Genomic DNA, 15,414 nt, shown 5'->3' on the forward strand with positions numbered 1-15,414 from the left:
CTTTCTGCCAGGCCCGTGTGGTCGTCACGGGCCCGGACCGGTCCGCATCTGACAGCAACGGGGCAAGGGGCATGTCGGACGTGCTTGACGGGCCTCAGCGACGGCGTACCGGAGTGACCCCCACCGTCCTCAGATGCTTGTCGACGACGGCCGCGATCTCGGCGAGCGGTTTCGGTCCGGTCATCTCCAGGTGCCGGCAGTCCACGACGTGGTTGTGGACCCGGCCGGTGACGTACGGCTCCCAGGAAGTCGCCAGCGAGCCTTGGTGCGGCTCGTCCCGGCCCGCCGTGAAGAAGAGCAGGTTGCCCTCGAACGGCCGGGCGGGCGGTTCCGCCCCGATGCAGGCCTCGTTGCGGAAGACGGTGTACACCGCCCGCAGCGTCTCCTCGTCCAGGGCGGCCGGCGGCGACGCGGCCGCCTGGTCGCCGTGCTCGCCCAGGACGGCGGGCAGCGCGTCGAGGGTGAGCGGACCGGCACCGAACGCGGCCCGGTCGAGTCCGGCCTCGTGGAGCAGGTGCGCGACGAAGTCCGCCTCGTCGCGTACGCCGGGCTCGTCGTCGTACGGTTCGGAGTCCAGGATGGCCAGGAGCGCCACCTCGTGACCGCGTTCCTGCAGCTGCACCGCGACCTCGTGGGCGATCCGGCCGCCCCATGACCAGCCGAGGAGCTGGAAGGGGCCCGTCGGCTGGACGGTGAGCATCTGCTCGGCGTAGTCGGCGGCCATCTCGGCGGTCGTGGCGGGTGCCAGGTCGGGCCGGGTCAGACCGCGGGCCTGGAGACCGTACAGCGGCTGCTCGGCGTCGAGGAGACCGACCAGCCGGGCGAAGGGCCAGGCCAGACCGCTGGCGGGATGCACGCAGAACAGCGGCGGCCGGTCGCCGGTGCGGCGCAGGGGCAGTACGACGCCGAGACCGGCGGCGCGGTCGTCGGTGCCGAGCCGCGCGGCCAGCCCGGCGACCGTGGGTGTCTCGAAGAGCAGCCGGACCGGCAGGCGAACGCCGAGGGCGGCGCGCACCCGGGCCGCGAGCCGGCCCGCGAGCAGCGAGTGACCGCCGAGATCGAAGAAGTCGTCGTCCACACCGACCGACGGCAACCCCAGTACCTCGGCGAACAGGCCGCACAGGGCTTCTTCGCGTGGGGTGGCGGGAGCCCGTCCGCTACCGGGGGCGGGCAGGTCGGGCTCCGGCAGCCGTTTGCGGTCCACCTTGCCGTTGTCGCTCAGGGGCAGGGCCGGCAGCGACACGAGCACCGAGGGAACCATGGTGGCGGTGAGCGTTCGGGTGACGGCGGCGCGGACCTCGTCCGGCAGCGGCGTGCCGGTGTAGTAGCCGATCAGCCGGTTGTGCCCGGCGGGGTCGGTGCGGACGACGACGCATGCGTCCCGCACACCGTCGCAGGTGCGCAGCGCGGCCTCCACCTCGCCCAGTTCGATGCGCTGGCCACGGATCTTCACCTGGTGGTCGTTGCGCCCCAGGAACTCCAGCTGCCCGTCCGGGCGGTAGCGCGCCTGGTCGCCGGTCCGGTAGAGCCGTGCGCCCGGCTCACCGGAGAACGGGTCCGGCAGGAAGGCGTCGGCGGTCCTCGAAGGGTCGCCGATGTACCCGTAGCCGACGCCGGTGCCGCCCACGTACAGCTCGCCCACGGCGCCGAGCGGCACCGGGCGCAGCTGGGGATCGAGGACGTAGAGCCGGGTGTTGCGGATGACCCGGCCGATGGGCACACGGTGGCCGGACGCGAGCGGGGCCTCGGCGCTCAGCCAGGCGTGCGTGACGTCGTCCGAACACTCCGTGGGTCCGTACGCGTTGACCAGCGGTATGCCCGGGAAGCGGTCGAACCAGCGTACGCACAGGTCGGGCGGGAGGGCTTCGCCGGTCACCATCAGCCAGCGCAGGGCCGGCAGTCCGGGGATGTCCCCGGTGACGTCCCAGCCGTCCAGGGCCGTCCGCAGCAACGAGGGCACCACCTCGACGCCGGTGATCCCCTCGGCGGAGACCACGTCGAACAGCCGGTCCGGGTCGGCCGCCAGGTCGTCGCCGACGATCCGGGTCCGCCCGCCCACGACGAGCGCGGTGAGCATCTGCCACACCGAGATGTCGAAGCTCAGCGGTGCGTTCTGCAGCACCACGTCGGACGCGGTGAGCGTGAGGTCCTCGACCTTGGCGAGCAGATGGTTGTGCATTCCGCGCCGGTGCACCATCGCACCCTTGGGGCGGCCGGTGGTGCCGGAGGTGAACAGGACGTAGGCGAGGTCGTCCTCGTCCCCGGCGGGCGGGACGAGATCACCGGGCGCGTCGCATCGAGCGTCGAGTTCGAGCACCGTCACGTCGTCGCAGACGGCGGCGAGTTCACGTGCCGCCGCCGCGTGCTCGGGGTCGGCGAGGACCGCGCGCACCCCGGCGCGGGTGAGCATGTCCGTGTTGCGGGCCGACGGGCCCGACGGGTCGAGCGGCAGGTAGGCGGCGCCGGCGCCGAGAATGCCGAGCAGCGCGGTCGGGACGGCGGCGGAGCGGCCGGCGAACACCGCCACCACGCTGCCGCGTCCCGTGCCCGACTCGGTCAGCCGGCGTGACAGGGCGGAGGCGCGCCCCGCGAGAGTGGCGTAGTCGACCGTGCCGTGGTCGTCGGCGAGCGCGACCGCGTGCGGTGTCTCGGCGGCGAAGCGTTGCACCCGGGCGACCACGTCGGTCAGGTCCGTCGGACGCTCGGTGCGGTTGAACTCCTCCAGCAGCAGCGTACGTTCGTTCTCACCGAGGACGTCGAGGGCGTCCACGGGGAGCGACGGGTCGGCCGAGATCTGGCGCAGCACCCGCACCAGGCGGTCCGCCAGGGCGCGCGCGGTGGACGCGTCGAACAGTTCGGTGCTGTAGTCGAGCCGGCCGGTCATCCCGGCGGGCCCGGACTCGCCGGTGCCGGCGTGGAGTTCGAAGGAGAGGTCGAAGGGGACGGCGGTGGCGCCGACCGGCTCGGCGGCCGCGGTGACGCCCGGCAGACCGGGCGGCTCGCCGAGGCCCTCGAGCACGCCGAGTTCGACCTGGAACAGCGGGTTGCGGCCGGGCACGCGTGCCGGGTTGACCACCTCGACCAGGCGATCGAAGGGAACGTCCTGATGGGCGTAGGCGGCGAGGTCGCCCTGGCGGACCCGTTCGAGGAGTTCGCCGAAGGACGGGGCGCCGGAGACGTCGGTGCGCAGCACCAGCGAGTTCACGAAGAACCCGACGAGGCCGTCCAGGGTGTCGTCGGGCCGCCCGGCGACGGGCGTGCCGACGACGATGTCGGTGCCCGCGCCGAGCCGGTGCAGCAGGGACACGAGCGCGGCGTGCACCACCATGAACAGGCTGGCCTGCCGCTGGGCGGCCAGGCGGGTGAGGTTCTGGTGCAGGCCGGCGTCGATGGTGAACAGCTCGGTCGCGCCGGCGTTGCCGCTCACGGCGGGCCGGGGGCGGTCGGTGGGCAGGGCGAGTTCCTCGGGCAGCCCGGCCAGCACGGTCTTCCAGTACGCGAGTTGCCCCGCGACGAGACTGTCGGGGTCGTCCTCGGAGCCGAGGCGGTCCTGCTGCCAGACGGCGTAGTCGGCGTACTGGACCGGGAGCGGCTCCCAGCCGGGTGCCGTCCCGCCGAGCCGCGCCGCGTACGCCTGGGACAGGTCGCGCATCAGCGGGTCCATCGACCAGCCGTCCGCCGCGATGTGGTGCACCACGAGGAGGAGGACGTAGGAGCGCCCCCCCAAGTCGAAGAGGGTGGCCCGCAGGGGCGGCGTGGTACGCAGGTCGATGGGCCGAAAGGTTTCGGCAACCAGTTCGTCGGCCAGCTCCGCCGAAAGGGTCGGCCGTACCCGGAGCACGGGAGCGGCCTCGTCGGCGGGCAGTACCACCTGGTGCGGCTCGCCGTCACGGTCGGGGTAGACCGTGCGCAGCACCTCGTGCCGGCCGATGACGTCCGCGAGGGCGCGCTCCAGCACGTCCCGGTCCAGCGCGCCGTCGAGGCGGAGGGCGAGAGGGATCTGGTACGGGGAGTGCTCGGGATCCATCGTGTCCAGGAACCACAGCCGGCGCTGCCCGAAGGAGGCGGGTACCGCCGCGCCACGCGGCCGGGGCCGCAGAACCGGACCCGCGTCCTGTCCCGTACCGAGCTTTCCGGCGAGGTCGGCCACGGTCGGCGCGTCGAAGACGGCACGCACCGCGAGTTCGGCGTCCAGGACGGTGCGTACGCGGGAGGCGAGCCGCATGGCCAGCAGCGAGTTGCCGCCCAGGTCGAAGAAGCTGTCGTCGATGCCGACCCGTTCGGCGCCGAGAAGCTCGGCGAACAGACCGCACAAGGTCTCTTCGAGAGGGGTGCGCGGCGCCCGGCTCTCCGCCCTCCCGGACAGTTCGGGCGCGGGCAGGGCCCCGTGGTCCAGTTTGCCGTTGGGGCTCAGGGGCAGCGTGTCGAGGACGACCACGGCGGCCGGGACCATGTACTCCGGCAGTCGTTCGGCGGCGTGCCGGCGCAGGACCGTGGCCGGCGTGCCGGCCTCCTGCGGGGGCGCCGGCTGTTCCCCGTCGGCCGCCACCACGTAGGCGACGAGCTGCTTGCCGCCGCCCGTGTCGTCGCGGGCCAGCACGGCCGCCCGCGCCACGCCGGGGTGCTCCTGGAGCACGGCCTGGATCTCTCCCAGCTCCACCCGGAAGCCGCGGATCTTCACCTGCTCGTCCGCGCGGCCCACGTACTGCAGCTCACCGCTCGGCAGCCAGCGCACCAGGTCGCCGGTGCGGTACATCCGCTCGCCGTCACCGAAGGGGCACGGCAGGTACCGCTCGGCGGTCAGTCCGGGACGGCCCAGGTAGCCACGCGAGACCCCGGCACCCGCGACGTACAGTTCGCCGACGACACCGACGGGGGTGGGCGCGAAGTCGGCGTCCAGGACGTAGACGCGGCCGTTCCACACCGGGCGCCCGATGTTCTGGCCGCTGGTTCCGCGCATGCGCTGCGGGCTCGTGGCGTCCGCGGTGCACTCGGTGGGGCCGTAGCAGTTGTACGTCTCCAGGCCCGGCATCGCCTCGACCTCGGCCAGCAGCGCCTCGCCGATCGCCTCGCCGCCCATGACGAGGACGGCGGGGTGGCGGCCGTCGAGCAGCCCGGCGAGCACCAACTGCTCGGCGAAGGAGGGGGTGACGTCGACGATGTCGATGAGCTGTTCGTCGACGAAGCGCACGAACGCCGCCGGATCGTACCGGCACACCTCGTCGACCAGGTGCAGTTCGTGCCCGTCGAGCATCCACATCATGCCGGCCACCGAGGCGTCGAACGAGATCGAGGCGGCCAGCGCCATCCGCAGACGGTCGGCCCCGGCGCGCCGGGCGGCCGGGCGGAAGTACTCGCTGCGGTGATTGTGGAAGAGGTTGACGGCGTTGCGGTGTTCGATCACCACGCCCTTGGGGGTGCCGGTCGACCCGGAGGTGTAGATGACGTACGCGGCGTTGGCCGGGGCGAGCGGGGCGGTGCGGTCGGCGTCGGTGAGGTCGGCGGCGGACCGGGCGGCCACGGCCGCGGCGACGGCGGGATCGTCCAGGAGCAGCGTCGGCGTGCCCTCGGGCAGCCGCGCCGCGTCCTCCCCGCTGGTGACGACCAGGACCGGTGCCGCGTCGGTCACCAGGTGGGCTATGCGGGAGACCGGGTACTCCGGGTCGACGGGTACGTACGCGGCGCCGCTCTTCTGGATGGCCAGTACCGCGGGCATCAGCTCGGGGGAGTGGCGCAGTGACAGGCCCACCAGACGTTCGGGTCCCGCGCCGTGCGCGACGAGCACCCGCGCCAGCTGGTTGGCCCGCGCGTTCAGCTCGGCGAAGGTCAGGGCCGTTCCGGCGAACACGGTGGCCACCGCGTCGGGGGTGCGTGCCACCTGTAACTCGAACAGTTCGGGCAGGGTGAGGGCCGGCACCCGGTGCGCGGTGTCGTTCCATTCGACCAGGAGGCGGTGTCGCTCGGCCTCCCCGAGCAGGTCGACCGCCGACAGCGGCTGGTCGGGGTCGTCGGCGTACGCGGTGAGCAGCCGTACCAGCCAGTCGAGGAGCCGGTCCGCGGTCTGCTCGTCGAGCGCGTCGCGGCGGTGGTCGATGCGGAGCCGCAGGCTGGATCCCGGCAGCACGGTGAGACCGAGGGGGTAGTGCGTGGCATCGATGTCGTACAGGTCGACGACGCGCGGCTCCAAGCCGTCCTGCCGGCTGCGGGCCGGATAGTTCTGGAACACCATGAGGGTGTCGAACAGCGGCCCGGAGCCCACGAGTTGCTGGATCTCGGTCAGCCCCAGGTTCTGGTGCGGGATGAGGCCGGCCTGCTCTTCCTGCAGGGCCCCGAACAGGGTGGACAGCGACGCCGACGAGGAGACGCGCAGTCGCGCCGGCAGGGTGTTGATGAGCAGTCCGATGATCCCGTCCACGCCCGGCAGCTCGGCCGGGCGGGTGGAGGCCGTGACGCCGAACACCACGTCGTCCCGGCCGGTGAGCCGGGACAGGGCCAGTGCCCACGCCCCCTGCACGACGGTGTTCACGGTGAGCAGTCCGCCACGGGCCCGCTCGGTGAGCGCCGCGGTCAGTTCCTCGCCGAGTTCGGCCTCCACCGTGCGCGACGGCTCCGCCACGGAGCCGGTGACGTCCGGGGCGACCAGAGTGGGTCCGTCGAGTCCGGCGAGCGCCTCCCGCCAGGCCGCGCGCGCCGCGGCCCGGTCCGTTCCGGCCAGCCACTCCAGGTAGGTCTCGTACGGGACGACCGGGGGCAGTCCGGCGCTGTCGCCCCCCTGGCGGTAGAGGGTGAGGAGTTCGTCGACCAGCGGCGGTACGGACCAGCCGTCGAGCAGGATGTGGTGGTGCGTCATGACCAGACGCCACCGGGTCGCGGACCGGCGTATCAGGGTGAACCGCAGCAGCGGCGGCTTGGCCAGGTCGAACGGGATCACCCGGTCCGCCGCCATGATCCGGGCGATGTCGGCCTCGCGCTCGGTGTCGGGCAGCCGGGACAGGTCGTGCTCGCGCAGCGGGACGTCCACCGTTGCGGGGATGAGCTGGGCCGGAGTGCCCTGCTTGCGGCTCATGCGGAAGCAGGCGCGCAGGTTGGCGTGGCGTTGCGTCAGCGTGTGCACGGCCTCCCGCAGGACTCCCGCGTCGACGTGCCCTTCGAGCTCGATCACCAGCTGCGGCATGTAGAGGCCGGCGGACCGCTCGTCGTACAGGGAGAGGAAGAGCATCCCCTCCTGCAGGGGCGACAGGGGCAGGACGTTGCTCAGTGCCCGGCTGTCAGAAGTCATTGGCCCACTCCTGCGTGAGGTCGTCGATGTCGTCCTGGCTCAGTGCGAGCAGGCCGGGGCCGGCGGATGCCGTCGTCGGTGCCTGCTGCGGCGCCACCGGTTCGAGCAGGTCGGCCAGGGCCGCGACCCGCTGCTGGGCGAACACGTCCTTCGGGGCGAGGGCCCAGCCCGCCTCACGGACCCGCGCCGCCAGGCGGATGGCCAGCACGCTGTCCCCACCGAGGTCGAAGAACGCGTCGTCGGGTCCGACGTGCTCGATGCCGAGCACCTCGGCGAACAGCCCGCACAGCAGTTCCTCGCGGGCGGTGCGCGGTGCGCGTGCGGGAGCCGAGCCGGACCGTTCGGGGGCCGGCAGGGCACCGCGGTCCAGCTTTCCGTTGCGGGTGACCGGCCACGCGTCGAGCAGCACCACCGCGCTGGGCACCAGGTACTCGGGCAGCCGGTCGCCGAGGTACCGGCGCAGTGCGACCGGGTCGGGGGCCGCGCCGTCGGCGGGTACGGCGTAGGCGACCAGGCGCTTGCCGCCCGGAGTGTCCTCCCTGGCCACGACCACGCTGTCCGCGACCTCGGGGTGCGTCTCCAGAGCGGCCTCGATCTCGCCGGGCTCGATCCGGAAACCGCGGATCTTGACCTGCTGGTCGATCCGGCCGCGGAACTCCAGATTGCCGTCCGCCCCCCACACGACGAGGTCGCCCGTACGGTACATGCGCTCGCCCGGCGGGCCGAACGGACACGGCAGGAACCGGTCCGCGGTGAGGCCGGGCCGGCCCAGGTAGCCGCGGGCGAGTCCGGCGCCGGCGATGAACAGCTCGCCCTCCTCGCCCGCGGGGACCGGCCGCAGGTCCGCATCGAGGACGTACACCCGGGTATTGACCACGGGGCGGCCGATCGGCGGCACGCGGACGCCGGCGGTGACCTCGGCGGCCAGAGCGTCCACGGTGGCCTCGGTGGGGCCGTAGGCATTGAACATCCGCCGCCCCGGGGCCCATTGGGCCACCAGCTTGCCGGTCAGCACGTCGCCCGCCGTGGCGATGGTCCGCAGCGTGGGGTAATCGGCGGCCGGCAGGGCCGCGAGTATCTGCGGCGGGATGGTCACGTGGGAAGCGCCCGTACGGTCGATGAGGGCGCCGAGTTCGTCCCCGGACAGGCAGTCCCGCGGACGGATGACGAGGGCCGCGCCCGAGCACAGGGCCATCACCAGGTCGCCGACGGAGCAGTCGAAGTTGAACGACGCGAACTGGAGCACGCCGTCGCCCTCGACGATGCCGAACCGCTCGATGTGGTCGACCGCGAAACTCGCCAGCCCCGTGTGCGTGACCACCACGCCCTTCGGCGTACCGGTGGACCCGGAGGTGTGGATGACGTAGGCGGCGTTGTGGGGGTGCAGCGGGCCGAGTCGCTCCGCGTCCGTCAGGTCGTGCCGGTGCTGCGCCGCGATCCGTTCGGCGGTGCCGGGGTGGTCCAGCACGAGGTGTTCGGTGCCCTGCGGCAGCACGGTCGAGGCCGACTCGGTGGTGAGGGTCAGCAGCGGTGCCGCCGAGTCCAGCAGGGCGGCGATCCGGGCCGGTGGGTACTCCGTGTCGATCGGGACCCAGGCCGCGCCGGACTTGGCCACGGCGAGGAGCGCGACCACCGTCTCCGCTGAGCGGGGCAGCGCCACCCCGACCAGGGTCTCCGGGCCGGCGCCCCGCTCGACCAGGATCCGGGCCAGCTGGTTGGCCCGGGCGTTGAGTTGCCGGTAGGTGAGGACAGTGTGGTCGTACACGACGGCCGTGTGGTCGGGTGTACGCCGGGTTTGTGCCTCCACCAGCGCGGGAAGCGTCGTCGTCAACCCGTCTCGGGCCGTGTCGTTCCAGTCCGCCCACGTCGCCCGGGTCGCCTCGGGCTCGGTGGCGGGCAGCGCACTCGTGTGCATCGGTCTCCCCCGTCGAATGGATCAGTCGCGTCGCCGGTACAGCGGGCGGCGGTCACAGCCGCCCTCTGCCACGTGCGAGGCCCGGCCTCCCCTGAGCGCGGGGCGCTCGGGACCACCCCGCACGACGCCTCAGCGGTGGGCGGGTGTGGCGTCACCGCGCTCCGGCGCACCACTCCAGAACGGCCATCGCCGCGTACATCTTGTTCTCCGACTGGTCGAAGGCCAGGCTGTGCGGGCCGTCCAGGACCTCCGCGGTGACGTCCTCACCGCGATGGGCCGGAAGGTCGTGCAGGAACACCGCGTCGGGGCTCTTGTCCCACAGCGCGGTCGTCACCTGGAACGGCGCGAAGACCGTCCGCCAGTCGGGATCGGGCTTGTTGGTGCCCGTCGTCTGCCACCGGGTCGTGTAGATGACGTCGCAGCCGACCGGGGCGCTCTCCATGGAGTGCACCTCCTCCACGTGCGCACCGTGGGCCTGCGCGTACCGCTGGGCCCGACGCAGCACGTCCGGGTGCAGGCCGTAGCCGGGCGGGGTACGCAGTTCGAGTTCCACCCCGCGGAACCGGCTCAGGGTGAGCGCCAGCGCGGCGGCCGAGTTGTTGCCCTCGCCGATGTAGCACACCCGCAGGTTCTCGATCCTGCCGAAGTGACGGAGCATCGTGGTCAGGTCGGCGATCGCCTGGGTGGGGTGCTCGTCGGAGGTCATCGCGTTGACCACGGACATGCGCTGCTGCCGTGCGAAGGCCCGCAGTTCGGCCGGGTCCCCCGCCGTGCGCACCACGAGCAGGTCGAGCATGCGGGACAACACCTCGGCGGTGTCCTCCAGCGTCTCGCCCGTGTTGGTCTGCAGGTCACCGGGGCCGAAGGAGATGAGCCCGGCACCGAGCCGCAGGGCGGCGGCGGAGAAGGAGGTGCGCGTCCGGGTGGACGTCTTCGTGAAGTAGATGCCGGCGACCAGGCCCGCCAGCTGATGGCCGGACCGTACCTTTCCGGCGGAGAACTCGGCGCCTCTCTCGACCAGGGCGTGCAATTGGGCGTCGGTCAGGTCGGTGCTCGAAATGAGGTGCTGCACCGGGGCGTTCGTCACTGTCTGCCTTTCACGACCCGTCGGTCTGGATCTGCCCGTCATACGGTTCGCCGTTCGGCCGGCGGCCGCTGTGGCCTCGCGTGCGCGTGGCGTCGGTTGTCAGGCGGTCGCCGTGTCACGGCGGCGCAGGCTGGCGGGCCTCATGTCGGTCCACACGTCGTCGATGTGCGCAAGACATTCCTGCTTGACGCCCTCGAAACCTTCCGCGCGCCACCCCGCCGGGATGTCCCTGCCCACGGGCCAGACCGAATACTGCTCTTCGCCGTTGATTACCACGCAAAAACGTTGGTCGTCACTCATGAATCCCCCTGAACGCGCAAGGATTCCCCGTCGGAGAATCTTTTCGCGGTTTCGATCCGTCCAAGTCGCATGCAGGCACCAGTGGTTCGCCGGTTCTGCAGCCCCTGTTCGTATACGTGACACACCGTCCGGCGCCCTGCGCCGACGTGTCCACACGTGACTGCGATGTCCCCCCGATCCCCCTGGCGACTCGTGTACACGGGCCTTGAGCTGTGGCGCGCGTAGACAAGCAAGCTGGCGTGCCGCCGGCGGCGGTCACGACCGCGACAGGTTGCCATTGAGTTACGCCGCGCAACTATGACCAAGGTCACATGAGGAATCGGAAGCGCCGAAAGGAGGCAGTGTCGACACCGTTTTCGGCCATCGCGCCGTGAACCCGTTCCTGCCCGACAGGGCCCGGATTCCATGCCCCGGAATCGATCCCGGTCGGCAGAGCAATATCATTCGGGCAAATTGCCGTCGAATTTCAGACGGGCGCTTTTCGCCGGATCCAGGCGGCGGCTTTCGGTCAGGTGCGGTGTGTTTCGGTCGCGCGCGGGTGGAACGGGCACCGCCAGTCCGGCTCGGCTGCGCGTCCGGAATACTGCCGTGCCTCCGACACCTCGCCGAACTCCCCGAGGTTCGGATTGATCGACTCCTGCAGCCGCACCTCACGCTCCCGTATCCGGCGCTGGAGCCCCCAATACACCCCGTTCTGCTTCAACCGGTCGAACTGGTGGTGCGAGTTGAAGGCCAGCGCCGTGAGCGGGGCCCGGCGGGTGATCCGCGAGGAACGCTCGTGCAGGCCCACCACGAAGAACGGGTGACCCGCGACGCTGTAGGCGAACCGGGGCGACTCCGGGTCCCGTTCCACGTCCGGGGCCCAGCCGTACCGCCGCGCGTCCAGCTCGTGCAGGTGCGTCAGCTGCTCCCACAGGGCGGACTCGAACTGCTCCTCGGTGAGCCCGGCGGGGCCGTCGAAGACCGCGATGAAGGTGGCGAAGTTCTCCTCCGGCGTGAGTTTCTCGGCCACGAACCGCTCCAGCTCCCGGTGCAGGTCCTCAGTGGCCTCCGGCTCGCCGAGCCGCCCCAGCGCCGCGTAGGTGATCAGGTCGCGGCGCAGCGCCGCCTTGCCCGCCAGGCAGCTGAAGCCGCCGCTTGTGATCCACTCACCGATCCGCGAGCGGACTTCGGCCTCCCACTGGTCGAGCTTCTCGGACACGCGACTCTCCCCCTTGCCACGGTGCACTGACGGCGTACGCGGCCATCGTGGGCACGCATCACCACGAACCCGGCGGTGCGCACTCCTCGCAATGTGCAGGGGCGAGATCGGTGGGGTGAACAAAAACGAGCAAGCGGTGTATATGGCTGTGTCTGCAGGCAAATCCCGGCCTCGCCACAGCACTTCGTCGCCCGAACGGCTCGTCCGCCTCACCACCCAGGACGTGGCCTGAGTACCGTCGGTCAGGCCGAAGACAGGCAACGCACCGCCCAACCCCCTTTCCAGGAGAAGGACATGAGACTTCTTGTCACGCCGGAGGCTCGCGCTCTCGGACTGCACCACCCGCGCGCGTGGCGGCTCACCGCCGCCGAGCCCCTGCTCGGCGGGGACGGTCTGACCGCTGAGCAGGTGGCAGCGATGTACGACACCGATTCGCCGCTTCCGGAGGGGTACCGCAAGCTGCTGGCCGGGCTCGGTCACCCGGACGTCGTCCCCGCCGGTGAGCGGCTGCGCACCCTGCTGGACACCCGTGGTTGGCGCTCGCACGGGCCGGTGGTGGACGCGGTGACCGTGGCGACCCTGCGCCACGGTGCGGGCATCGGGCTGCACCGGCTGCTGCCCGGCGATGCCGAGCGCGACCTCGTCGTGGGCCGGGCCGCCGGCGGCGAGCGCATCGTCCCCGCCTTCTCCAGCCGCTCCCGACCCATTCCGGCCGGAGACCTCGTCTACGGGGTGCCGCACACCGAGTCGGATCTGGAGCCGTTCGCCTGGCTGGGCCGCCGCGACTGCGACGCGGCCGAACGGCAGCTCGGCGAGGCCGACCGTGAGGGTCTGCTGGTCGTCCTGGGCTGTCCCGGCGAGGGGGCCGACCACACCGAGGCCATCGGGGCGACGGTCGCCGAGGTGCTGCGCGAGGTGCGCCCCGACATCACCCTCACCCCGCTGCCCGGGAGCGAGGGATGACGGCGGCGCGGTGACCGAGGCCCGTACCTGGGCGGTTTCCGGCCAGCCGGCGCCTGAGCGGCGCAACACCGCCCTTGTGCGCCTCTTGAACTGTGCCTACGTTTCTCCCTGTCGTAGGAGACAGCTGAGCGATTGACGCTCAACACGAGAGCTCTGGCCGGTGTGGGCCAGGGAGACGCCGAGGACTTCGCCCGAGGCTTCGCAGGCGATGGCACAGGTCGCCGGTGCCCGTTCCGGGGCCTCCGGCGCGCCGGGTGCGCGCCAGGGTCCGGTGGCCTCCTCCCGGCGGGGTGCCGGACGGGTCGCGGCGACCCACTCTTCCAGGTTGACGCATGGGGCCGGCAGAGCCCGCGTGTGCGCACACCGACGCCGAGGCCCGGTCGCGGGCCGCGTCCGGTGCCGTGCCGCGGGCACCGTCGTCGCGACCGTGCGCGAGCCAGATCTCAAGGAGCTGTGTGTCCACCATGTTCAAGGGGCTGATCCCGCCTCCCGGCCCGCCCCGAGGCCTTGCCCTCGCCCAACTCGTGTGCAGGCTGGGGGACGGCGCCTACAACATCTGCGCCGCCCTGTTCTTCACCCGGATCGTCGGACTGTCGCCGCTCGAGATGAGCCTGGGCCTGACCATCGGCTGGTCGGCGGCGCTCGTGCTGAGCGTTCCGCTGGGGCACCTGGCGGACCGGGCCGGCCCGCGCGGCACGGCCGTCGCGCTGTTCACGTGCGCGGCCCTGTCGATCCTGTCCTTCATCTTCGTCTCGTCCTTCGTACCGTTCGTCGTCGCCTCGTGCGTGTACGCCGTGAGTCAGCGCGGCGGCTTCGCGGCCGAGCAGGCGCTGCTGGCCGGTCTGGTCCCCAAGGAACAGGTCACCCGGGTCCGCGCGTACGTACAGTCCAGCTACAACGCGGGCATGACGATCGGCGCCGGGCTCGGCGGACTCGTGCTCCTCTTCGACACCCGGGAGGCCTACTACGCGGCGTTCGCGCTGAACTCCGCCGCCTTCCTGGTCTCCGCCTGGATCCTGCGCCGGCTGCCCGCCGTGGCGCCCCAGCCCGCCGCTCCCGCCAAGCCTGCCGACGCCGCGGTCGGCCGACGCGACGGATCGGTGTTCCGGGACGCCCCCTACGTCGTCCTCAGCGTCCTGAACACCTTCCTGCTCCTGTACGTTCCGCTCATCGCCGTCGCCCTGCCCCTGTGGATCAGTGAGCACACATCGGCCCCCGTGTCGCTGCTGTCGGTGATGCTGATGCTCAACACGGTCGTGGTGGCGCTGTTCCAGGTCCGGGTCTCCGAGGGAGTGAAGAATCTCGCCGGTGCGGCGCGCTATCTGATCCTGGGCAGCTTCCTGCTGGCAGCCGCATGCGTCGCGTTCGCCTTCTCCGCGGCCGGGGACTCCGCCTGGACGGCGGGGGCTCTCCTCGTCGCCGGCGCGGGCCTGATGGTGGTCGGCGAGATGATGCAGGCCGCCGGGGAATGGGAAGCGAGCTTCGGCCTGGCGCCCAAGGGCAAGACGGGCCAGTACCAGGCGTTCTTCGGCAACGGGATCACCATCTCGGAGATGCTCGGCCCCCTGGTCCTCACCGGACTGATCGTCTACTGGGGGCCGCCCGGCTGGATCCTGCTCGGCGTCATGTTCGTCGTTGTGTCCTTCGCCATGAAGCCCGTCATCCACTGGGGTGCCCGCGTCCGCGAAGAGAAGGACCGCCAGGAGCAGGAGCAGGAGCAGGAGCAGGAGCGGGAGGCACACCACGCCATGGAGGCCGCCACGCCGGACCCGGCCCGGCGCGGGCAGGACCGGGCCGAGCCGATGGACGAAGCGGTGTAGGGCCTGCCCTGTGCCCGGGCGCGGGCAAGGGGTCCATCCCTGGTCGGCCAGAAGGCGGCCCCATCACAGCGAAAAGCCCTCGTGCCTGCGGAAAAGCCGTCGGCACGGGGGCCTCGATCACTGTCACTGTTGAGCGACCTCGGACGGCCCAGGGACGGCCCAGACAACGGCCCGGCGGCGGCCTACGAGCTGATGGGCAACTCCCGTGCTCTCTGGCGTGCTTGGGCCCGGAGCTCCTTCAGGCGACTGTGAAACGCGTTGTGGCGGTTCTGGTCGAGGTTCAGCGGGAGGTCGAGTTGGGAGATGAGCTGTGACTCCGAGGTCCACGGTTCGTCTTGCTCGACCCAGCACACCCGCGCGTTGTCCGCCATCCACTGGCTGAGGGCGGCTTCGCCGGCCTTGCCGAACGTCATCCGCTTGCCGCTGCCCACGCGGCGCAGCTCAAGTCCGAGCAGGCACCCAAGAGTGAGCCGCAGGGTTGAGCCGGCCGCGTTGCCCCGGCAGTGGTAGCGCACCCGCTTGCGCAGGTTCTGGGTGCTGGTCCGGTTGGCCATGTACCGCGGGGCTATCCCGACGTAGAGCAGGCGCCGGGCGTCCAGATCCGGATGAGGCGGTTGCACGAAGTGCCACCCGTACAGCCCTGCCACCGCCGGGACAGGGCTCGGACGCACCAAGACCTCCTGCGCTGACCACAGTCGGTCGGGACTGACGAGAGCGGTAGCGTCCACGAAGCCTCCAGGTGTGCCACGGCTGATCATCGCAGGCTACTGGTCGATGCTGACAAGGTCCCTGGCCTGCGCAACTGCGTGACATCAGCTTGGGAAGCTGCGAGCATTTGGGGCGGTTCGG

General features: G+C 71.7%; 8 protein-coding genes. 2 read left to right on the plus strand and 6 right to left on the minus strand.

Annotated elements, in window-relative coordinates; all coding sequences use genetic code 11:
• Nucleotides 1–94 precede the first annotated feature (94 nt).
• The 5 genes from ACZ3I3_RS29580 to gntA form a co-directional block, all read right to left on the minus strand.
• The gene (locus ACZ3I3_RS29580; protein ID WP_467370090.1) at nt 95–7,279 is read right to left on the minus strand and encodes an amino acid adenylation domain-containing protein; all 7,185 of its coding nucleotides are present in this window, start codon (nt 7,277–7,279) and stop codon (nt 95–97) included.
• Nucleotides 7,269–9,194 (minus strand): non-ribosomal peptide synthetase, encoded by a 1,926-nt coding sequence (locus ACZ3I3_RS29585; RefSeq protein ID WP_467370092.1) that lies wholly within the window; start codon nt 9,192–9,194, stop codon nt 7,269–7,271. Before ACZ3I3_RS29585 ends, ACZ3I3_RS29580 begins: the two co-directional genes overlap by 11 nt.
• 151 nt (nt 9,195–9,345) lie before the next feature.
• Entirely contained in the window at nt 9,346–10,323 is a 978-nt protein-coding gene (locus ACZ3I3_RS29590) for an ornithine carbamoyltransferase (RefSeq protein ID WP_467370094.1), read from the minus strand.
• 57 nt (nt 10,324–10,380) lie between these two features.
• A complete protein-coding gene (locus ACZ3I3_RS29595) occupies nt 10,381–10,581 on the minus strand; it encodes an MbtH family protein (protein WP_467370096.1) in 201 nt (66 codons plus the stop codon).
• Nucleotides 10,582–11,089: 508 nt separating this feature from the next.
• Nucleotides 11,090–11,782 carry a guanitoxin biosynthesis heme-dependent pre-guanitoxin N-hydroxylase GntA gene (gene gntA / locus ACZ3I3_RS29600; RefSeq protein WP_467370098.1) on the minus strand — a complete coding sequence of 231 codons (693 nt, stop codon included), beginning with the start codon at nt 11,780–11,782 and terminating at the stop codon, nt 11,090–11,092.
• A 294-nt stretch (nt 11,783–12,076) separates the two neighbouring features.
• On the opposite strand from gntA, the gene ACZ3I3_RS29605 reads away from it, so the two are divergent.
• On the plus strand, nt 12,077–12,745 hold the full coding sequence (locus ACZ3I3_RS29605) for a hypothetical protein (protein ID WP_467370100.1): 669 nt from the start codon (nt 12,077–12,079) through the stop codon (nt 12,743–12,745).
• A 464-nt stretch (nt 12,746–13,209) separates the two neighbouring features.
• Entirely contained in the window at nt 13,210–14,565 is a 1,356-nt protein-coding gene (locus ACZ3I3_RS29610; protein WP_467370166.1) for an MFS transporter, read from the plus strand.
• Between the two features lie 182 nt (nt 14,566–14,747).
• On the opposite strand, the gene ACZ3I3_RS29615 is transcribed toward ACZ3I3_RS29610, so the two are convergent.
• Complete coding sequence (locus ACZ3I3_RS29615; protein ID WP_467370101.1) at nt 14,748–15,236, minus strand: GIY-YIG nuclease family protein; 489 nt, start codon at nt 15,234–15,236, stop codon at nt 14,748–14,750.
• Nucleotides 15,237–15,414: the final 178 nt, after the last annotated feature.

Source organism: Streptomyces sp. NPDC016851 (assembly GCF_055562795.1).